The following is a 21,839-nucleotide window of genomic DNA, read 5'->3' on the forward strand; positions in this document are numbered from 1 at the left end:
GCATAAATGCCAAACATGCGCTGCCCGTAGGGTTCTGCCTAGGAGCAATTTACTCTTTGTTTCTCGGTTTTTACTTAGCCCACTAGGTTACAAACCTCTCGCCGCGATTAAATTGTCCCTAGATTGAACAAATTTCAATCCACAAAGATCAACACGCCCTTAGGGCTTTGAGACAACACACAATAAACTTAACTTATAAACATGCTATTACTCACACTTAACCCTGGCGATATTATCGCTTTGTGGTTTAAAGCTAATATCTGCAACTGAAACGCTAAGCTCTCCTGCCGTTTTAATAATAAACGGGCTGGTTACTCTGGCAAAATCAACGCCCTTTTTAGCAAAACAGGTTAAATCTATACTCATGGTTTGCCATGTATTTAAGGCTGAATTTTTAAGCTCATTGGTAATATTAAGCTCGCCACCACAGCCTTGCTCGCATTTCATACCTAGTTGCACTTGCTCTGTTGGCATTGTATTTATTTTATAGCTAAAACTAAGCGCTGAATTGGCCTCAATATAAGCTACTTTGTCTTCAGTAAAGTTACTGTTAATTTCGATATAGCTTGTGCTAGAGCCTGTAAAATTAAACGCCATCGCATCTTCTTGAATGGCCTTATCTTCAGTACGATAAGTAATGCCGCCAAGCTTTACACTGTTGCTGGCCACTTGATGCTGCTGGTTATTAGAGTTTAAAAACAAACGCCACGGCGTTTTAAAGCTGCCATTAAATATAGACAGCGGCGCAAGGTTGCTTACATCAACACCTGAGTCTTCATTTAGATTATTGCCAAGCGTACTTTCATCTTTATAGGTTAACCCAAATCCATAAGGTAGTAGCGGTGCATAATGTTCATCGCCCTTGTTTACAGCCGTTTGTAGTGGCGATTTGGGCCAAGAGAACGATAACTTACCTTTAAAGTCATGTTGTACTTGCCCATTTACATCCGCTAGTAAAACATCAGCAACACCTTGGCCTTCAGTGCCAGGAAGCCATGCAGCTACAAACGCATCAGATGCATTTAGCTCGCTATTAACCCACATGGGTCTGCCCGATATAAACACAGATACAACCGGTATATTTTGCTGTTTTAACGCTTTTAAAATTTTAAGTGAGCGTTTATTACCTCGCTCAAATTCAAGGTTATCTTTATCGCCATGCCCTTCTGCGTATGGCTCTTCGCCAAATACAACAATGGCTACATCGGGTGTAGTATCAAACATGCCATTTGGGCTTAAAATAGCGTTACCACCTGCTGTATCTATTTGCGCTTTTAATCCGGCATATATAGAGGTGGCTCCAGGAAAGTCTTCATTTTTATTGTTAGTGCCCTGCCACGTAATGCTCCAACCGCCCGATTGTTTACCAATATTATTGGCCGCATCGCCTGCTATAAGTATATTGCTTGATGGGTTAATCGGTAACATATGGTTATTGTTTTTAAGCAGTACTAAAGACTCTTGCACCGCTTGGCGGGCAATGTCACGATGTGCTGGCGCACCAATTAGCGCTACTTTACCTGAGAATTTACGCTTGGCAGGGCTTGGTTTTTCAAATAAACCTGCGCGTAATTTAACACGTAAAATACGCGCAACGGCATCATCTATTCTAGCCATGGGAATAGTACCCGCTTTTACTTGCGCTATTGTATTGTTATAAAGTGGTTTCCAAGCATCTGTAGGCACCATAAAAATATCAAGCCCCGCATTGACCGCTTGTGGGCAGCTTTCGTTAGTACAGCCGGCAACTTGCCCGTGGCCATTCCAATCCCCCACTACGAAGCCATCAAAACCCATTTTGGTTTTGAGTACATCGGAAAGTAAGTATTTATTGCCATGATTTTTTTTACCATGCCAGCTATTAAACGACGCCATAACAGACTGACTACCTGCCGTTAAGCCACCTACATAACCTTGCGCATGTATGTTGTACAAATCTTTTTCGGTATCTATATTATTACCTTGATCGTCGCCATCCACTGTACCGCCATCACCTAAAAAGTGCTTAACAGTACTAATTACGCGTTTATCACTTAAAAAGTCGCCATCGGCTCTACCTTGTAAGCCATTTACAATAGCGGCTGAATACTCGCGAACAATTGCAGGGTCTTCTGAATAGCCTTCGTAGGTTCTGCCCCAGCGATCATCGCGCACTACAGCTACGGTAGGTGCAAACACCCAATCAATCCCTGTAGCCATTACTTCTACCGCTGTTGCCGCTGCAATTTGCTCTATAAGCGCAGGGTTATTAGCAGCACCCAAACCAATATTATGTGGAAATAACGTCGCACCAATGACGTTATTGTGTCCATGTACGGCATCGGTGCCCCACATGGTAGGGATTTTACTGCCATCAAGCGTATCATCAACCGATGCTTGATACATACTCTCTGCAAGCGCTATCCAGTCAGCAGGAGTAGCATGCTTATTAGCATCAGGAAAAGAGCCTCCACCATTTAAATAAGATCCAAACCCATATTTGCGCATATCTTCAACGGTTATATCGCGAATTTCTGGTTGGATCATTTGCGCTACTTTTTGCTCAAGCGTCATCGACTTTAAATAACCAGCAATTGTATTTTCAATCTCGGCACTTTTTTGTACTTTGTTTTTAAGTGTTGCCCAAAGTGTTATATCGCCCTGCTCATGCTCCGAGGCGTTAGTATGATTGTTACTAACTTGCGTTTGCTGTTTATTACAGGCTGTTAAAACGCATATTCCTCCCACCAAAAGGGGAAGTATTTTTAATGCTTTTGTGTTTAAGCTTTTTCTCATTGTTATGGCCCTGTGTTGTCTGGGTGCGTTTTTATAATGTAATTTGCTTATTTAAATATAACTATTGACCTGTTTAACAATAGCCACTAACCTAAATATGGAAGCGCTTCCTGAAAGTTATTAAATACTATACCCAGCGATTAATCAAATTAATTATGGAAGCGCTTCCAACTTTAACTTTATAAAAGCAAATTTACTAAAAATAAAGCAGGGGTTTTCGCTTAATGAAACAATTATCTTTACCTAGTGGCTCACCACTTTTAGCCAAACACTTTACTTACGGTGTGGCCACAGCGTCTTTTCAAATTGAGGGTGGCGCAGCAGATCGTCTCCCCTGCATTTGGGATACCTTTTGTAGTAAAGAAGGTAAAATTGCTGATAATTCAAATGGTGATGTTGCCTGTGAGCACTACACTCGTTGGAAAGACGATATAGATTTAATTGAGTCGCTAGGTGTAGACGCCTACAGGCTTTCTATTTCTTGGCCGCGTGTGATGACTAAAGCTGGCCATTTAAACCCTGAAGGGGTTAAGTTTTACACCGATATTTTAGATGAGCTAAAACGTCGTAATATCAAAGCTTTTGTTACTTTGTACCACTGGGATTTACCACAACATATAGAAGACGAAGGCGGCTGGCTTAACCGAAACACGGCTTACGAATTTGCACATTACGCAGATTTAATTACAAAAGCCTTTGGTGAGCGAGTACATTCTTATGCAACACTAAACGAGCCATTTTGTAGCTCTTATTTAGGCTACGAAATTGGCGTACATGCACCCGGTATTGTAGGTCGAGAACACGGGCGAAAAGCTGCCCATCATTTACTACTTGGCCACGGATTAGCGATGCAAGTGCTTGCTAAAAATAGCCCTAATTCACTCAACGGTATTGTGCTTAACTTTACGCCTTGCTACTCAGTTACCCAATGCGAAGAAGATTTAAACGCCACTGCATTTGCTGATGACTACATAAATCAATGGTATATGCAGCCAGTAATGCAAGGTCAATACCCTGATATTATTAACCAATTACCTAAAGCCCAGTGCCCTGATATTTTACCAGGCGATATGGAAATTATTGCACAGCCACTTGATTATTTAGGTGTGAATTTTTATACCCGTATGCATTATCAAGCAAGCGAAACAGACTTTTATCATGAGCTGCCACACAAAGCCCCAATGACCGATATTGGCTGGGAAATTTACCCTAAAGCGCTTACAGAGTTACTTGTATCGTTAAACGAAAAATACACCCTACCACCTATTTATATTACCGAAAATGGCGCAGCCATGGCTGATGAATTTAAAGACGGTGAAGTGAAAGACACCGATCGTATTGACTATTACCACGAACATTTAAATGCCCTACATAATGCAACAGCACAAGGTGTTAAGGTAGATGGGTACTTTGCTTGGAGCCTGATGGATAATTTTGAATGGGCAGAAGGGTATTTAAAACGCTTTGGTATAGTACACGTAGACTACAACACACAAAAACGAACTGTTAAAGCCAGTGGTAAAGCGTACACTAAACTCATAACAAGCCGATAAATTAGCGGCTTATAACAATAAGAACACACACTGTGAACAAACTCCCTTTATACGAAAAAGTCGGTTATGCCATGGGTGACGCGGGTGCTAATTTAGTATGGCGCGGCGCATTGGCCTATTTAGCGGTATTTTATACCGACACCTTTGGCATATCGGCTGCAGCGGCCGCCATGCTGTTTTTAGTGGTTAGATTATCTGATGGTGTAACCGATATAATTATGGGCATGATTGCCGATAGAACGCAGTCACGCTTTGGAAAATTTAGGCCGTGGATACTCTACTCCGCGCCCTTTTTAGGTTTATTTATGGTGCTGTGCTTTACCACACCTAACTTTAACGAAACCAATAAACTTATTTATGCCTACGTTACTTATATTGGTTTAACACTTGCTTATACAGTCAGTAACGTACCCTACTCTGCACTTATGGGCGTAATGACCCCCGATGACACCGAGCGCACAAAGCTATCAGGATTCAGATTTGCAGGCGCGTTTACCGGCGGGTTATTAGTGATGGGTTTTTTACCCGATTTAGTCGCTTACTTTGGAGGCGGTGATAACGCCAAGGGCTATCAGCTCACTATGTATTTGTTCGCAAGTTTACTTATTGCGCTTATGGTTATTACCTTTGTAAGCACTAAAGAGCGTGTAATAGCCACAGCTTCAGAGCAAGGGTGTTTAAAATCAGAACTGTTTGATTTAACTAAAAACCTGCCATTTATAATATTACCTTTGTTATCAACAACACTGTTTTTTTATTATCGCGATTTATACAGCGGATTATTTTTTGCTTTAGTTATGGCGGCAATGACTGTTGTTATAAAAAAACTACTTAATAAAAACAAACAAAACCTAACCGGTTCGCAGCGCGATATGGTCGATTTACTAACAAATAAACCGTGGCTCGTTTTATTGGGTATTGGCTTTTTAACCATGATGTTTAACGGCATAAAATATGGTGTTATTGCCTATTACTTTAAGTACCACGTTGCTGATGAACTCATGGCAGGGCAATATTTTATTGCCTTATTAATAGTATCTATATTTGGTGCACTTGCTACAGGCAAGCTGGCTGAAATTATGGGCAAACGCAATTTATTTATTGCATCGTTGTTGCTAAGCGGCTTATTAACCACTGCATTTTATTGGGTGCCTAGCAATAATATTGTCGCTGTATTTACGTTTGGCTGCGCGGCTGAGTTTTTTGCCGCTATGATGCCTACTTTGTTTTTTAGCATGCTGGGAGATTCTGCTGACTACTCCGAGTGGAAAAATAAACGCCGCGCAACCGGGCTTATTTATTCTGCAGGCACCTTTGTACAAAAAACGGGAGGTGGTTTTGCTGGGGCACTCGTATTAGTGGTACTTGCAAGCTATGGGTATAACGGTATGGATGAGCTTACAATTAACCAAACCCTTCCCGCTATGCAGTTGTTAATGAGCTGGATCCCTGCTGCTTTTGCATTTTTAGGCGCCGCGTTGATGCTTATTTATCCGCTTACACCTGCACTAACCCAAAAAATAACAGAAGATTTAGCAATTAGGCGCAGTAATGTGTAAATTAACATTTAATCACAATTTATGTTTTATAAATTTTATTTAAAACAAATGCGTACAAGCTAGGATATAAATGGCGACTATTTATCAAGTATCAGAAATGGCAGGAGTGTCTTTATCAACTGTTTCTAGGGTGCTTAACGACAACGACTACGTAAGTAAAAAAACTAAAAAAAAGGTATTAGAGGCGATGAAAGAGCTCGGCTATCAGCCAAGCTCTATTGCACGGTCTTTAGCATCAAGCCGCACTAACAGTGTAGGCATTTTAGTGTCTGAGTTAGACGGCCCGTTTTTTGGACAAATGATGTCGGCCATTGAAGAGCAATTGCGCATAGCTGGTAAACACGTAATTATTACGCCCGGCCACAGTGATGAAAAAAAAGAAAAAAACGGTTTTGAATTTTTAATTAGCCGTAATTGCGACGCCATTATTGCTCACGTAGAAGCGGTATCTAACGAGTATTTAATTGAGCTCAGTAAAGGTAAAACCCCTATTTATTTAATGAGTCGCTACGTTAAAGAAATAGAGCAAAACTGCATTAGTCTCGATAATGTTATGGGTGGCTACCTTGCAACAAAAGCTATGATCAATAAAGGGCATAAACGTATTGCTTATATTGCCGGTCCACAATTTAAAGAAGATGCCTCAGATCGTTTAAAAGGCCACAAAAAGGCGCTTGCAGAATATGGCCTCACCTTTGACGAAAGCTTGTATTATGTGGGCGACTTTAAAGAAACCGGTGGCAGCGATGGCCTGCGTCATTTTATTCAAAATAAAGCGCAAATTACGGCTCTTGTGTGCGCCAATGACGAAATGGCATCGGGTGCAATGAAATACGCTCGCGAGCATGGCTTTAATATACCTAAAGATTTAGCAATAATTGGCTTTGATAACGTTATTTTTACCAATTACCTTTACCCTACGCTTACCACAATAGATAACCCAGTACCCGAAATGGGCCGTGCAGCAGCAAATTTAGTGCTTAAAGATATTTATAAAAAAAGCGGCATAACGGTTACTCAGGTGTTTGAGCCTAAGCTAATTTTAAGAGACTCAACCCCGGATATAAATTAATTTAGTTGCAAATTATCTAACTCGTTTCGTACCCACTGCGAATCGAGGTATTGCTCTAAATGTTGCTGTGCAAATTTTAAAAAGTTTCGTGCAGCATGCGATATATGCCTGTCGGTTCGCATAACAAAATACCAATGGCTAGCTAAGTGCGTATCGGTAACAGTTAATACCTTAAAGCTTGCATCGTCTTTTTCGAGTACATGGCGAGATAAAACGGCTATTCCCATACCCGAAGATACCGCAACTCTAATTGCTTCATTGCTAGCCATTTGCACTGAATCACTCAGTACTAAACCACGGCTTTGTAGCTCGCTTTCAAATAACATGCGCGTTGCCGAGCCATTTTCACGTAATAAAAATCGGTATTGCATTAAGTCGCTGAGCTTTACTGACTCTAATTGTGCAAGCGGATGATTAACCGGCACAATAAACTCAAGCGGATTATGTAAAAAACGTGCAGCTTGCGCATGTTCAAGCGATGGAGGATGGCTGAATACGTAAATATCGTCTTCACCACGCTCAAATCGGTTTAGCACTTCTGCACGGTTACCAATTTCAAGTGGAAGCTCTACATGCGGGTGTAAATTACTATAAGGTCCTAATAATTTAGGCAAAATATACTGTGCGGTATTGACCATGGCTATTTTACACCTACCTCGCTCACCACCATTTAGCTCTGACAAAAAGTCTTGGTAATCTTCAAAATGTCCAAATACTTGCTGACAGGTTTTATATAGCTCAAGTCCAGCTTCGGTCACATGCATTTTTTGATGCTGCATAACCATTAACGGCTCAGCTACGGCTTCTTGTAAGCGTTTAATTTGCAGCGAGACAGTAGGCTGAGTTAAGTGCAATCGCCTCGCGGTTTCACTAATTGAGCCTGTTTTTACTACGCTCATAAACACTTCGAGCAACCTAAATGAAATATGTCGTAAATCCAAAATCACCACCTATAGATAATTACTTATACCTAACTAGTATTTATTTTATTATTTACTATACAAAGTTTTAAATACAATAGCGCCACTTAATTTTATATTTAAAAGGAAATGTTGTGCCTGATATAGTTGTTATGTTTTTTATTTTAGGATTAGTAGCGGGAATATTACGCTCTGATTTAACCATTCCTAAAGCAACCTACGAAACACTAAGCTTATTACTCATGCTAACTATTGGTTTAAAAGGCGGCATGGTACTTCACGGCAATTTAAGCTGGCAACTGCTACCAGAAATGGGCACAGTGATGCTCCTAGGTGCACTTATTCCACTAATGCTGTACCCCATTTTAAAATACGTTATTAAATTATCGGTGGCTAACAGCGCAAGTATTGCAGCGCATTATGGTTCGGTGAGTGCAGGTACGTTCGCGGTTGCGTTAGCGTATGCCGAATCTGCAAATTTAGCCGTTGGCGCTGAAGTAACACTCTATTTAGTTATGCTAGAGCTTCCCGCTATTATTGTTGGCTTATTACTTTATCGCAAGCTCGATAAAGACCCAGGCCAAACAAGTGCGCTCTCATTAAAAGCGCTCTGGCACGAAACCCTCACTAACAAAAGTGTTATTTTATTAGTGGGTGGTGTAATTATTGGCATGATGTACGGCACATCGCAAGGCAGCCAGGTTACCAGCTTATTAACAAGTAGTTTTAAAGTAGTTCTCGCTTTATTTTTACTAGAAATGGGATTAGTAGCTGCACAAACACTGCGCCCTTTCCCATGGCAACATTGGAAATTAGCGACTTTTGCTATTATTACCCCACTATGTTTGGGCACAGTAGGTGTGGGCGTAGGTACTTTATTAGGATTAGAACTTGGTTCAGTGGTTATACTCGGTAGCTTAGTAGCCAGTGCCTCTTACATTGCAGCACCTGCAGCAATCAAAGCCGCTATTCCTAAAGCCGATATAGGCCTTGCCATGCTTAGCTCGTTGGGTGTCACTTTTCCGTTCAATGTAATCGTAGGTATTGGCCTTTATCATCAGCTTGCTGTAGCTATTCAATAACTAAAAATTTGTATTATTTATTAGGGGCTGTTGACCTTCCAAGGTTAAATTTACAGCAGTCTGTTTGGTATTTAGGCAAGGCAGAGCCTATGTAGTGTGGTTATTCCCCATAAATTGGCGATAACGTAGCATTAATGCCAAACAGGCGCTGCCCTAGAGGTTCTTCCTAGGGGCTATTTACTCTTTGTAACTCAGTTTTTACTTAGCCCACTAGGTTACAAACCTCGCGCCTCGATTAAATAGCCCCTAGTTTGAATAAATTTCAATCCGCAAAGATCAACAGACCCTAGTCACTGACCATTAACGGCTAATCAGTTTTGTATGTGGGTTGATATAAAACATTCTTTTCCAACCTTGGCTTTCACTTGTTGCAAGCCAAGGTAGTGGAAATAAAGACACAATTGAATAATGAACATGAGGTGGCTTATCCGCTGCATTTCCTGTGTTACCCAATAATCCAATATTTTCATTTAACTTCACAATGTCGCCTTCACTTACACTGTAACTATTTAAATGCGCTACATAATGCACCCGCCATTTAGGCCCGAGTATAGCAACTACCTTACCGCCTCTTTTAAGCTCACCGCTAAACACAACAATCCCATTAACCGGTGCAACAACATGCGTATTTTTTTTACCAAATATATCAATGCCTTTATGAACACCCGACTTCCCCCATGGCTCATACCAAAAAGTAGCATGATTCCAATCTTTGGGTGTTGCCCCTAATACGGGATTAGTGATTTTTTCAGGCAAAACGAACAGGGCTAGTACTGTGGTTAATATAATAACGACTAAGCTAAGTAGTAATATTTTTATGGGCTTCAAAATAGGATTCTGCTTTGAGTTAAACAATTAAATGTATTATTAACCCGCAATGATGAATAGATAATGAGCACTTTAATAAACAGTAAACACAAAAAAGCCGATGCAAGATCACTCTCACACCGGCTTTTTCACTATGGTAATACTTATTATAAAGAAAGCTCTTCTTTAGCACGTGTTAAATTGTGCGACACCATTGTACTGTTAGACATTGATTTAGCTTCGTATAAATCAGCAAGACCAGCCGTTTCGTTGTTCGCTTTTAAACGCGCTACACCGCGGTTGCTTAACGCGAATGAGGTAAGCTGGCGTACTTTAAATCGTGGTGCGTCTGCATCTTTTAAAAGTGCAATTGCTTTAGTACAAATAGCTTCAGCCTGTGCGTAGTTTTTTGACTTAACATTCAGTGCGCAGCTGTTAAACGATTGTTCAAGCGGCTGCGGCGCAGTTTGCGCTTCAATAACCATTAATTTGTAGTCACTTGAATCAGCCATTACAGCTGCAGAGCAAGTTAATAATGAGCCAAGAGCGATGGTTTTTAAAAGTGTACGTTTCATGGTTTGCCTTTCCTAATTAAGTGAGTCGTGCTTGTTGCCGACAACTGAACTTTAGAGTAAAAGCTCAAACCTCACAAACGATAAAAACAAACTCAATAAGTGAATAAAATTAACCTATAGACTTTAGTCTAACGCCATTATAAATATACCAACTTTTTAGGTACTTACATTTAATAAACTATGGATAATGCAATTCTCTTAGCAATAAGAACGTAATCGTACAAACTACAATAATGCTGATACAAAAAAGCCCCAGCAGGTTAAACCTAGCTGGGGCTTTTTTTAAAATGTGCTTGCTAAAAGCTTATAAAGAAAGCTCTTCTTTAGCGCGATTTAAGTTGTGCGATACCATAGTGCTGTTAGACATTTGGTTAGCTTCGTACAAATCGGCTAAAGCAGCTGTTTCGTTATTCGATTTCAAACGCGCTACACCACGGTTGCTTAGTGCGTATGAAGTAAGCTGGCGTACTTTAAAACGTGGTGCGTCAGCATCCTTTAAAAGCGCAATTGCTTTAGTACAAACTTCTTCAGCTTGTGCATAGTTTTTTGACTTAACATTCAGTGCGCAGCTGTTAAAAGATTGCTCAAGTGGCTGCGGCGCTGTTGCAGTTTCGATAACCATTAATTTGTAATCACTTTGATCAGCCATTGCAGCAGCTGAACAAGTAAGTAGTGAGCTAAGAGCGATAGTTTTGATAAAAGTTTTCATGGTCATAATCCTGTTTGGTTAAGTCGTGCTTGTTGCCGACAACTGAACTTTAGAGAATTCCCATCAAACCGACAAACGATAAAAACAAACCTAATAAGTGAAGAAATCTAACCTATAGACTTTAGTCTAATGCCGACCATTAATTTCGAAAATTGATATTTATCAAAACAACCAAAAATTTAAACTTATTGAGTGCGTTCAAGTAACTTAACTATTTGGGTTACAACCATTTTTGGCTCATCATTTTGCGGATAGTGATAGCTTTTATTTGTTATTACTATTTCACCTTGAGGAAATGCATTAGCCCACTTTGAATGTAAGTCACCCCACATTTCACGAGCTTTGGCGGTAAAAAATAATACAGATGGCTTTTTATACTTTTTAACGGAGGCGATAACAGTCACGGGTATATCAGCAATTTGAGGGTAATCAGGTAGCGGGCGTTTTGCCCAAAAATCTAAATACTGATTCGACATTCCATTTTTCATATCATCGAGCTTTATTGCAGCAATTTCTTTTTCAGCGCGGGGCAAATCAATTGCGCGCATAATATCTACATCGTGCTCTGATGCAGGCTCAATTAACATTAACGCTTTAATCTGATTAGGGTATGTTGCAGCAAATACACGCGCAATATAAGCACCATAAGAATGGGCAACGTATACAATAGGCTCTTCTACTTTCAGTGCTTTGAGTAATAATACAACCTCAGCAGCGTATTCTTCTGAGCTATAGTTTTTCTTTATTTGTGCAGAGCCACCATTACCAATACGAGAATACCGTATAACTTTCGCGTGCTTGGTAAGTGATTCAAAAATCGGATCCCAATCACTTAAACCAGCAGAGCCACCCGCTTCAAGTAAAATGGTATGTTTACCATCACCTACTAATTCGTATTCAACGTCAAAACCATTTACTTGAACCTTACCCGTACTGGCTATTACACCGTGTGGAATGAAAAGCGAATAAAAAATGATTGCGGTAAAAAGTATTCTCATCATATTTTTTTCTTAAGTTAATTTAAAAAACACCTTATGCGATATTAAATATGACTTCCAGCGGTAATAGTTAAAATTTCTAAAGTTTAAATTAAGGTCCCTATAAACTCCCTCGCCCATATGCCATAATCTAAATAATTCATTATTTTAGTAACTTGGCGCATATTTAGGCGTTTTTAAGTTAACTACTCAGGGTTTACTATGGCATATCAAGAGCAAAATCAAGCAACAATCTATTGGCACGATTATGAAACTTGGGGGGCGAGCCCTCAAAAGGATAAGCCGAGCCAATTTGCAGGTATTCGTACCGATCTTGATTTAAACATTATTGGCGAGCCGCTTATTGAATATTGTAAGCCGCAAGCGGATTACTTACCCCACCCTGAGGCATGTTTAATCACCGGTATTACGCCACAAGTGGCGATGAAAAAAGGCTTGGTTGAGGCTGAGTTTATAGCAAAAATTCATGCTGAATTTAGTATGCCAAACACCTGTGTGGCAGGTTATAACAGTATTCGCTTTGATGACGAAGTAAGCCGTTATAGTTTTTATCGTAACTTTTACGACCCGTACGAGCGTGAATATAAAAACAATAATAGCCGCTGGGATATTATTGATTTAGTACGTGCGTGTTATGCGCTACGCCCCGAGGGCATTGAATGGCCGTTAAAAGAAGATGGCAGTCCGAGCTTTAAGCTTGAACATTTAACAGTAGCCAACGGTATTGAACACGCTGCTGCGCACGATGCGCTAAGCGATGTGACGGCCACTATTGCATTGGCTAAGCTAATAAAAGAAAAACAGCCAAAGCTTTATAACTTCTTTTTTGGGTTGCGTAATAAAAAAGCGCTTGGCGAGTTGGTTGATGTATTTAACATGACGCCGCTGGTACATACTTCATCGCGTATTCCTGCAACGCAAGGTTGTACAACGTGGGTGGCGCCTATGAGCTTTCATCCGGTCAATAAAAACGCGGTTATTTGTTTTGATTTAACCCAAAGCCCGCAAGTGTTGCTTGATTTAAATGTAGAAGAATTACGTAAACGTTTATACACCAAACGCGTAGATTTAGCCGAGGGCGATTTACCTGTTGGTTTAAAGTTAGTGCATTTAAACAAGTGCCCTATTTTAGCGCCTGCAAAAACATTATTGCCTGAAAACGCAGCCCGTTTAGGAATTGACCGCGAGCAGTGCCTCGCTAATTTAGCTATTTTAAAAGCCAATACCGACCTTCGCGATAAAGTCACTGAAGTGTTTAACGAGCAAGGCGATTACAGCGCGACCACTAACGTCGATTACTTACTTTACGATGGCTTTACAAGCCATGCCGATAAAGCTAAATTTGCGATTATTCGCGATGCTAAGCCAGACGAGCTAGCGGTCTTAAATTTAGATTTTGAAGATAAAAAGTTCAATACATTACTGTTTAGATACCGCGCGCGAAACTGGCCAGAAACACTCAACCAGCAAGAACTTGATCAATGGCGCCAGTATTGCCAAAACAAGTTAATGCACGGGGAAGATCAACCATCAATCAGTGCACAAGATTTTATGATCACCCTTGAAAACTTGGCCCATGAGCACGACGACAGCGAAAAAAACCTGACCATTTTAAAAGCGCTTTATAACTACGCGCAAAGCATGTAATTTGCTTTAAGCGTATTGGTCAGCGCATATAAAAACGCGACGCTTTAATTACTAAAGCGTCGCGTTTTTATTTAAATTATTATGGGCTTCGCCCATCACGCAAGCAAGCTTCGCGTCTACAAGTAAAACCCATATCTACACCATCGCGGTAGACGTAGAGCTTGCTCACGTGAAAAGCGTAGCTTTTAAGATAAAAACATTTGCACAAAGAGGAATAAATGAGGAGTAAATGAGCAAACATAAGCCAAAAACAGCTTAATATTAATCTTTTCCTCTAAAAGCGCAGCGCCTCTTACCCTCTTTGTGAATAAATCACTTACGGGCTTTGCCCTTCACGCAAGCAAGCTTCGCGTCTACAAAACAAGCAATAATTTTTATTTAGCCCTTAGCCGTCGAGCTTACTAACGCGAAAGCGTAGCTTTAAAATAAAAAACTTTTGCACAAAAATAAAAATGAGGAGTAAATGAGAAAACATACAGACCAACAACAACCTTTTTAGCATTATCACTGCCTCTAAAAGCGCAGCGCCTCTTTCCCTCTTTGTGAATAAATCACTTATGGGCATTACCCGCTAAACAGGCAAGCTTCGCGTCTAAAAGTTAAACGCGAAACCTGTTTAATTTAAAACACATACATAGTTATTTTTTATGCAGCGCCTCTATTCGTGCAAGTAGGCTTGAAGTATCGTATCGGCCGCCACCAAGTGCTTGTACATCTGCGTAGTATTGGTCGACCGTTGCAGTCATTGGTAACGTCGCACCATTGTTTTTAGCTTCATCAAGCGCAATGCCTAAATCTTTGCGCATCCAATCTACCGCAAAACCAAAATCGTATTCGCCAGCCCACATTGTTTTGTAGCGGTTTTCCATTTGCCACGAACCTGCAGCGCCTTTTGATATGGTTTCAATTACTTTTTCACCGTCAAGGCCTGCTTGCTTAGCAAAATGTAATCCCTCGGCTAAACCCTGTACAACACCGGCAATACAAATTTGATTAACCATTTTACAAAGCTGGCCCGAGCCTACGCCGCCTAACAATTGGCTAAAACGGCTAAATGCCGCCATTACAGGCTGTACTTTTGCAAATACGGCTTCATTGCCACCAGCCATTACCGTTAAAACGCCATTTTCTGCACCGGCTTGTCCGCCAGACACTGGCGCATCGATAAAGTCAATATTTTGCAGCGCCGCTTTTGCAGCTACTTCGCGGGCAACTTCTGCAGAGGTTGTTGTGTGATCTACTAATATGGTATGCGGTAACATACCCGCCAAAACGCCATTGTCACCATAAACTACAGAACGTAAATCATCGTCGTTACCCACACACATAAATACAATATCAGCGCCTTGAGCAGCTTCGCGTGGGGTATCTGCAACGCTTCCTTTGTATTGTTCAGCCCAACTTTGCGCCTTTGATTGCGTACGATTAAATACACATACGCTATGCCCTTTATTGGCTAAATGCCCCGCCATTGGGTAACCCATTACGCCTAAACCTATAAATGCGACTTTCATTGACATAAAAATGACCTATTTAACTGCTAACTTAGAAACTAGGTCCCGATTATGTCAACCGGCCAACAAAAAAGCGAATGAAAGTCTTTGTAAAATTTCCACCAATTGGAAATTAAGTAGGTAACCAATGGATAGTATTTATCAGTTTAATGCACCACTTTATAACAGTGAGAATTTTTCTTTAAGCGAGTTAAAAGGCAAAACCGTACTCATTGTCAATACAGCCAGTAAATGTAGTTTTTCAATGCAATTAAATGCTCTCGAAAAGCTATACCAAGAGTACAAGGATCGTGGCTTAACGGTACTTGCATTCCCATGCAACCAATTTGGACAAAATGAGCCACTTGATAATTTAGCTATCAAAGATTTTTACCAAATGCAGTTTGGTGTTTCGTTTAAAGTATTTGGTAAAGTTATGGTAAATGGCCCAGACGCTCACCCTTTATTTAGCTATTTAAAATGCCATACCCGCGGTATTTCACAAAACCGTGCAGTGAAATGGAATTTCACAAAGTTTTTAATTAACTCACAGGGGCAATTAGTCGCACGCTATGCACCGCGTACTAAACCTGAAACACTTAAACAGGTTATCGAAACACACCTACAGAAAGCCGTTGAACCAAGTGACATAAAAGCAACACCCATTATGTCTGCTTTAAATAGGCGCACAGCGCTGTAAATAAAAAGTAATCGCTACTTGAGCACATGGCAGTAACGTAGTTTAATTTAAACAGGTTAACTATTTTAAACGCACCAAATTGTTGGAGCCACACCATGAACATTGCTTTTTTTAGCGCACAAAAGTACGAAAAACCTTTTTTTGAACAGAGTATTGCAACTCATAATAACTTAGCAATAACCTATTTTGAGCAATCGCTTAACGAACAAACTGCGGTGTTAGCAAGCAATTACAATGCAGTGTGTGTATTTGTAAACGATACAGTTAATGCTCAAGTTATAAGGCTATTAGCAGCTCAAGGTGTAAACACTATATTACTGCGCTGTGCCGGTTTTAATAATGTTGATTTAGATGCGGCAAAAGCACATAACATTCATGTTTTGCGTGTACCAGCATATAGCCCAGAAGCCGTAGCTGAGCATTGTATTGCGCTTATGCTTACACTGAGCCGAAAAACACATAAAGCCTACAACCGCGTGCGCGAAGACAATTTTGATCTAAACGGGTTACTTGGCTTTAACTTGCACAACAAAACAGTGGGCATTATTGGGTGCGGAAAAATTGGCTTAGCACTGTGTAATATACTCAATGGATTTGGCGCAAACGTTTTAGTGTGTGACCCAAATGCAATACCGGGTAACTACTCCATTACCGACCTAAACACGTTACTTACCCAAAGCGATATTATTTCGCTGCATTGCCCACTAAACGAGCAAACCCATCATTTAATCGATGAACATGCTTTTGCTAAAATGAAACCCGGCGTTATGCTTATCAACACCTCACGTGGTGCTTTACTCGACAGCAAAGCCTGCATACAAGCACTTAAAACACAAAAACTAGGTTACTTAGGACTTGATGTATACGAGCAAGAATCCGAACTGTTTTTTAAAAACCACAGCGACGAAATAAACCAAGACGATATTTTTTCCCGTTTAGTTGGTTTTAAAAATGTTCTGATCACCGGGCATCAAGGCTTTTTTACTCAAGAAGCGCTCACCGAAATAGCAAACACCACCATTACAAATGCTCTTGAGGTTGAACAGAGTAAATCGCTTACTAACTCCGTTTTTAAAAATTAACATTTATAGCCATTTACACTTGCCAAAATATGCATTGCAGTGGTATCAATTAGTTATATTTAATGGCTTTTTTAGCAGGTGTTTAAATGGAAAAAACAGCGTTATTCATAGATGCAGAAAATATAAGCCATAAATATATAGAGCAAATAATAGCTAAGTTTGAACATATTGAGGTTAAAAAAGCATATGGCAACTTTGGGGCTATGCAGCTAAAACCTTGGGTGAATATATGCTCGCGCTTTGCTATAGAAATGGTGTACCAAGAAAAACTCGTAAAATCGAAAAGTAATGCTGCCGATATTGCGTTAACTGTCGGGGTTATGGAGTCATTGTATGTCTCGCCGATTGACACTTTTGCAATAGCGTCATCTGATTCTGACTTTGCGGCGCTAGTGCACTTTTTAAGACGAAATGGTAAAAAAGTAATAGGGTTTGGTAATAATACAGCGAGCGCTAAACACTATTTTGATGATTTTTATATTTTAGGTAAACAAAGCACCATACCTAAAGTAAAAAATAAAAGTATTGCCTCTGTTGATACCTACCATTTAGCACTGGTGAAAGAAGCCGTTGAGAACACACAGCATGCAAAAACTGGACTCTCTGAAACAGTGGATGTTGGTACCTATCTTCATCGAATATTTAATATTACAAAAAAGCAGCTAGGCGTAAGTAAGCTATATCAATATTTTAAATATCACGATCAGCATTTTAAAATGCAAAAAGCCCCCGACGGAGGCTTTTTAGTCTCGTTGCATTGAGTTATTAACCAAACGCGACGTTTGCAAACACCAAGGTCATTAATATTGGGCATACAAAACGGATATACTGGGCAAACCAAAAATGCGCGCCGGTGCTAGCTTGGTGTAACTTATTACCTCGTTTGAACATCCAGCCAACCGTTATAAAGTAAAATAACCCCATTAACGGAAGTTGGTACTGAGTAAACACCATAATTACTAAACCAAATAACCAATCAAAGTTTACTATAATTGCACTCGCACATATTAAAACCACTAAGCTTACCAACCACGTGGCTTTAGTTCGGTTTACGTTGTGGTTTTCAACTAAAAACGCAACCGGAATTTCAGTAGACGAAATAGTCGAGGTCACAGACGCTATCGACATCAAAACAAAAAACAATAAACCAACCAGTAACCCTATTTCTCCCATGGTATTAAATAACTCAGGTAAAATGGCAAATATAAGCTGCCCTTCACCTATTAATTTACCGCCACTAAATACCTCAACGCCATTATGCTGTGCAACATAAATAGCCGGAATAATAAGTAAACCAGCTAAAAATGCAACGCTCGTATCAAGTAATGCAACACTTGCCGTTAGTTTTGGTAAATTGGCATCAGGCTGTAAATACGAGCCGTAAATCATCATACACCCCACCCCTAACGACAACGAAAAGAACGCTTGTCCCATAGCGGCAATAATTAAATTTGGATCGAGTATTTGACTAAAGTTAGGCATTAAATACGCTGCAAAACCTTCGCTTGCGCCATCCAAAGTGGCTATATAAGCAATTAGCGCGACAAGTAACACCAATAGCATAGGCATCAGTCGGCGCGACCAGGTTTCAATACCCGATTTAACACCCTTTAAAATAATGCAGGCCGTTAAAATAAGCATTAATGGTGTAAATACAAAATTACGGGCTTGCGAGTCACTGTGTAAAAACTCGCTCACACTGTGTAAACCAACAAACGTTGTAACAGGCTCAATTGCGTACGACAGCATCCACCCTGCCACAATTGAATAAAAACTCAACATGACCACAGCACCCGCAAGGCCAATATAGCCCGCAGCTGCACCTATTTTACGGTTGCTATCTTGCCATGCGTTACCCAGCGCTTTTACCGGGTTTGCTTGTGCGTTATGGCCTAAATAAAGCTCGGTATATAGCGCCGGTAACGCCAATAAAAAGATAACCAGAAAATAGACGAGTAAAAATGCTCCACCGCCATGATTAGCAGCTTGTGTAGGAAATCCCCAAATATTACCCAAACCCACTGCCGCGCCAGCAGCGGCTAAAACAAAACCAAGTCGGCTTTGAAACCCATCACGCATTTGTGCCATACATCTACAAATCTGTTATTATTTTGATTGTTGTGAATTAAACCATATTTAATGCCAGCTGAGTAATAAAATTGTATTCAGCCTTTGTTTGTCGCGTTAACTGCTCACAATAACAACGACTTTTTACTTTTTGAGCTGATATGACCGCACATTTTTTTAATAACGCCTTAACCATAACGCCAACAGATTTTGCCAATTTACCTAAAGGCAAAAGTACCGTTTTGTTGTTCGACGCTAATACTCTTGGTTTGGCTAATTACAACTTGGCGAGCTTACTCAGCGAATTTGAATTAACCGTTATTAACCGCCGTAAAAACCAAATAGCTAAAAAAGAATATGTAGCAAGCCGCTTACTTTTAAAATTGCTTGTGAAAACCACCCACCCTGAATTTTCAAATGTGCCATTAAATGCCATTAACACAAGTTTTAACCAATCCACAGCTAAATTAGAGCTGCATATTAACGAGTGCGTTATTAATACGTGTATATCGCACTCTCATGGTTTTGTTGGGGTTGCTTTAAATTTAGAAAGCGAGGCATTTGGCTTCGACCTTGAAAAAATTAGCTTAACGCGCCCGTTTGAAAAACTAGCCAAGCATTTTTACCACACAGACGAAGTTACATTAATTACGTCTCAACCTAATACGCAAAGCCAAGCCAATACCTTTTTTAGAATTTGGACATTAAAAGAGTCATTAGCTAAAGCAACTAGTCGCCCTATTGCCAAATTACTTAGCCCCAACGTATTTAACGAATTAACCTTAGTAAGCTTGGCCGCGAGCAGCCAAGTAGTAAACACACAAACAGAGACATTTGATTTAACCTTAGTGCATAAAAAAAGCACCGATTGGCGGTGCTTTGTGTTAACCGATGTCTCGCTTATACCAATCCGCTAAATTAAGTGATCTATTTTGAGGATAGATAAACGTGTTGATAGCTAGGCAAAAAATTCGTTATTTAGTTGTTCTAAATGAGAATTTTTTAACACAGATAGCGACACTTTTAGCCCCTAAAAATGATTAAGTATTATTGCGAATTAGTATTGCTAGTTAAGCTTCTAACAAACGGCTATGAATAGCCTGAACCACATTATCAGATTCACTTTGTTCGACTAAAAAGCATAGGTTGTGCTTACTTGCTCCATGACAAATTAAGCGAATATTAAAGTCACTTAATACCTGCATTAAGTTCATTTCGTGTTGGCGAAGTTGAATCTCAGAGCCAATAAGTGCCACCAGTGTTAAGTTGTTTTCAACCGACACATGGCAAAATTCAGCAAGCTTATCTAGACACGCTTGGTCGAGCTCTGGGCGCGACGCGTTAGGCGCATTATCAAGCGTTATTGCGACACTAATTTCAGACGTAGTTACCAAATCAACCGATATATTAAACTCGCTTAAAATAGTAAATACACGGGCTAAAAAGCCGCTAGCCAATAACATTTCAGGGCTTTTAAGGGTGAGCAAAATTTGATTTTTACGCTGGGTTACCGCGCGAATTCCTGGCTGCTGCGATTTTTCACGCTCTATCCACGTACCACCACGTTCAGGCTCGCGGCTTGATCCAACAAACACATTAATATGACTACGGCTAGCGGGTAAAATAGTAGCTGGATGCAATACCTTTGCACCAAAGGTAGCCATTTCAGCAGCTTCATCAAAGCTTAAACGAGCAATAGGCGATGCCTTTACACATAATCGCGGATCGGTACTAAAAATACCCACAACATCAGTCCAAATATGTACACTTTTGGCGTTTATTGCCTCAGCAAGTAAAGCGGCACTGTAGTCAGACCCACCACGGCCAAGCGTTGTTGTTTGTCCAAATTCGTCACTGCCAACAAAACCTTGGGTTACAATAACTTGATCATCTAACAGTGGGATCAAATATTCTTTAGCAGCTTGTGCTGTTGCGCTTACATTTGGCGTTGCTTTTCCAAACTGACTATCTGTTTTAAGTACTTGACGTACATCAAAGCGATCGGCATTTAACCCTTTTAAACGCAGCACTTGCGCAAATAAGTACGACGATAAACGTTCACCAAAGCTAAGTAACTCATCGTGCTGCTGATCAGTTGTCAGTGTTTCAAGCGCTAGCGTTTGGAATGCTTTTAACGTTTCGTTAAACCCTACGGCTAAATCGGCATCAAGCGATAACTCATCTAAAATAGCGTGTTGAATGGCTAGCACGCCGTCAATGTGTTCTTGGCGCTGCTCTGGGGTGATGCTTGATTTACACAGTGCAACCAAATGATTAGTTACGCCGGCACTGGCGCTTACAGCAACAATACGCACGCTTTTATCGGCAACAATAATTTCGCTACAACGACTCATCGCATCAAAGTTAGCCACACTGGTTCCGCCAAATTTGGCAACGATGTAATCTGATTTAACGTCCGATACTGCTTGCGGCACTGATTGGGTAGTCATTTAGTCTCCTTTTGCGGTATCCAAACCGCGATAAAACAAGAAGAACTTGGCAAGTGAATGCTTGAAGGTAAATCCACTGCCAGAAGCTCTCCACCTAGATTGGTGACAGTTTTGAGGATTCAGCCCCATAAACCGAAAAACAACATCGACGTAACGTTGGTTTTCTCGGCGAGTACTTCCCTCTTTAATGGTTATGGGCGTTCGTCACCTACCATTAAATACCTAAGTATCGCACCTCTTCTGAATGTTGTATTAACCAATGGCTAATAAAACAAAACCCCACTATAAAGTGGGGTTTGAAAGTTAACGTTTAGACGTCTAGCTGTCAAGCGTTTTAATGCGGTTTGTTA

At 40.3% G+C, this 21,839-nt stretch carries 18 protein-coding genes and 1 riboswitch; of the genes, 9 read left to right on the plus strand and 9 right to left on the minus strand.

The genetic code is table 11. The annotated features are described in order from the left end of the window. Positions 1–207 precede the first annotated feature (207 nt). The gene (locus ATS72_RS05105; RefSeq protein WP_058429059.1) at positions 208–2,775 is read right to left on the minus strand and encodes a glycoside hydrolase family 3 protein; all 2,568 of its coding nucleotides are present in this window, start codon (positions 2,773–2,775) and stop codon (positions 208–210) included. 224 nt (positions 2,776–2,999) lie between these two features. Between ATS72_RS05105 and ATS72_RS05110 the strand changes: the two genes are divergently transcribed. The 3 genes from ATS72_RS05110 (at position 3,000) to ATS72_RS05120 (ending at position 6,959) form a co-directional block, all read left to right on the plus strand. After that, the gene (locus ATS72_RS05110) at positions 3,000–4,328 is read left to right on the plus strand and encodes a GH1 family beta-glucosidase (protein ID WP_058429060.1); all 1,329 of its coding nucleotides are present in this window, start codon (positions 3,000–3,002) and stop codon (positions 4,326–4,328) included. 32 nt (positions 4,329–4,360) lie between these two features. Then, the gene (locus tag ATS72_RS05115) at positions 4,361–5,887 is read left to right on the plus strand and encodes an MFS transporter (protein ID WP_058429061.1); all 1,527 of its coding nucleotides are present in this window, start codon (positions 4,361–4,363) and stop codon (positions 5,885–5,887) included. Between the two features lie 70 nt (positions 5,888–5,957). Beyond that, positions 5,958–6,959 carry a LacI family DNA-binding transcriptional regulator gene (locus tag ATS72_RS05120; RefSeq protein WP_058429062.1) on the plus strand — a complete coding sequence of 334 codons (1,002 nt, stop codon included), beginning with the start codon at positions 5,958–5,960 and terminating at the stop codon, positions 6,957–6,959. Here ATS72_RS05120 and ATS72_RS05125 read toward each other — a convergent pair. Continuing rightward, a complete protein-coding gene (locus ATS72_RS05125) occupies positions 6,956–7,900 on the minus strand; it encodes a LysR substrate-binding domain-containing protein (RefSeq protein WP_058429063.1) in 945 nt (314 codons plus the stop codon). The two genes, ATS72_RS05120 and ATS72_RS05125, sit on opposite strands and share 4 nt — an antisense overlap. A 113-nt stretch (positions 7,901–8,013) precedes the next feature. Between ATS72_RS05125 and ATS72_RS05130 the strand changes: the two genes are divergently transcribed. Beyond that, positions 8,014–8,961: a sodium-dependent bicarbonate transport family permease gene (locus ATS72_RS05130; protein WP_008132989.1), complete on the plus strand. Its 948-nt coding sequence runs from the start codon at positions 8,014–8,016 to the stop codon at positions 8,959–8,961. Between the two features lie 300 nt (positions 8,962–9,261). On the opposite strand, the gene ATS72_RS05135 is transcribed toward ATS72_RS05130, so the two are convergent. From ATS72_RS05135 to ATS72_RS05150, 4 genes are all read right to left on the minus strand, one after another. Then, positions 9,262–9,789 (minus strand): M23 family metallopeptidase, encoded by a 528-nt coding sequence (locus ATS72_RS05135; protein ID WP_074210150.1) that lies wholly within the window; start codon positions 9,787–9,789, stop codon positions 9,262–9,264. A 146-nt stretch (positions 9,790–9,935) separates the two neighbouring features. Then, positions 9,936–10,343, minus strand: coding sequence for a hypothetical protein (locus tag ATS72_RS05140; protein ID WP_006792270.1), 408 nt, complete (start codon positions 10,341–10,343; stop codon positions 9,936–9,938). 304 nt (positions 10,344–10,647) lie between these two features. Next, positions 10,648–11,052: a hypothetical protein gene (locus tag ATS72_RS05145; protein WP_006792271.1), complete on the minus strand. Its 405-nt coding sequence runs from the start codon at positions 11,050–11,052 to the stop codon at positions 10,648–10,650. A 185-nt stretch (positions 11,053–11,237) separates the two neighbouring features. Next, positions 11,238–12,050, minus strand: coding sequence for an alpha/beta fold hydrolase (locus ATS72_RS05150; protein ID WP_058429180.1), 813 nt, complete (start codon positions 12,048–12,050; stop codon positions 11,238–11,240). A gap of 201 nt (positions 12,051–12,251) precedes the next feature. Here ATS72_RS05150 and sbcB point away from each other — a divergent pair, with 201 nt between their 5' ends. Continuing rightward, the gene (sbcB, locus tag ATS72_RS05155) at positions 12,252–13,697 is read left to right on the plus strand and encodes an exodeoxyribonuclease I (RefSeq protein WP_058429064.1); all 1,446 of its coding nucleotides are present in this window, start codon (positions 12,252–12,254) and stop codon (positions 13,695–13,697) included. A gap of 638 nt (positions 13,698–14,335) precedes the next feature. On the opposite strand, the gene ATS72_RS05160 is transcribed toward sbcB, so the two are convergent. Next, complete coding sequence (locus tag ATS72_RS05160; RefSeq protein ID WP_058429065.1) at positions 14,336–15,217, minus strand: NAD(P)-dependent oxidoreductase; 882 nt, start codon at positions 15,215–15,217, stop codon at positions 14,336–14,338. A 121-nt stretch (positions 15,218–15,338) separates the two neighbouring features. On the opposite strand from ATS72_RS05160, the gene ATS72_RS05165 reads away from it, so the two are divergent. The 3 genes from ATS72_RS05165 to ATS72_RS05175 all read left to right on the plus strand — a co-directional run bounded on the left by ATS72_RS05165 (position 15,339) and on the right by ATS72_RS05175 (position 17,733). Beyond that, a complete protein-coding gene (locus ATS72_RS05165; protein ID WP_058429066.1) occupies positions 15,339–15,890 on the plus strand; it encodes a glutathione peroxidase in 552 nt (183 codons plus the stop codon). 95 nt (positions 15,891–15,985) lie between these two features. After that, positions 15,986–16,972 carry a 2-hydroxyacid dehydrogenase gene (locus ATS72_RS05170; protein ID WP_058429067.1) on the plus strand — a complete coding sequence of 329 codons (987 nt, stop codon included), beginning with the start codon at positions 15,986–15,988 and terminating at the stop codon, positions 16,970–16,972. An 86-nt stretch (positions 16,973–17,058) separates the two neighbouring features. Continuing rightward, positions 17,059–17,733, plus strand: coding sequence for an NYN domain-containing protein (locus ATS72_RS05175; protein WP_058429068.1), 675 nt, complete (start codon positions 17,059–17,061; stop codon positions 17,731–17,733). 4 nt (positions 17,734–17,737) lie between these two features. Here ATS72_RS05175 and ATS72_RS05180 read toward each other — a convergent pair whose 3' ends face one another. Then, entirely contained in the window at positions 17,738–19,060 is a 1,323-nt protein-coding gene (locus ATS72_RS05180) for a sodium-dependent transporter (RefSeq protein ID WP_008130843.1), read from the minus strand. Between the two features lie 140 nt (positions 19,061–19,200). Between ATS72_RS05180 and ATS72_RS05185 the strand changes: the two genes are divergently transcribed. Further along, positions 19,201–19,956 carry a 4'-phosphopantetheinyl transferase family protein gene (locus tag ATS72_RS05185; RefSeq protein ID WP_058429069.1) on the plus strand — a complete coding sequence of 252 codons (756 nt, stop codon included), beginning with the start codon at positions 19,201–19,203 and terminating at the stop codon, positions 19,954–19,956. Positions 19,957–20,109: 153 nt separating this feature from the next. Here ATS72_RS05185 and lysC read toward each other — a convergent pair whose 3' ends face one another. Continuing rightward, the gene (gene lysC, locus ATS72_RS05190) at positions 20,110–21,489 is read right to left on the minus strand and encodes a lysine-sensitive aspartokinase 3 (RefSeq protein ID WP_058429070.1); all 1,380 of its coding nucleotides are present in this window, start codon (positions 21,487–21,489) and stop codon (positions 20,110–20,112) included. 75 nt (positions 21,490–21,564) lie between these two features. Then, positions 21,565–21,737: riboswitch (Lysine riboswitch) on the minus strand. Positions 21,738–21,839 lie beyond the last annotated feature (102 nt).

The organism is Pseudoalteromonas sp. 13-15, assembly GCF_001468205.2.
Lineage (GTDB): Bacteria > Pseudomonadota > Gammaproteobacteria > Enterobacterales > Alteromonadaceae > Pseudoalteromonas > Pseudoalteromonas marina.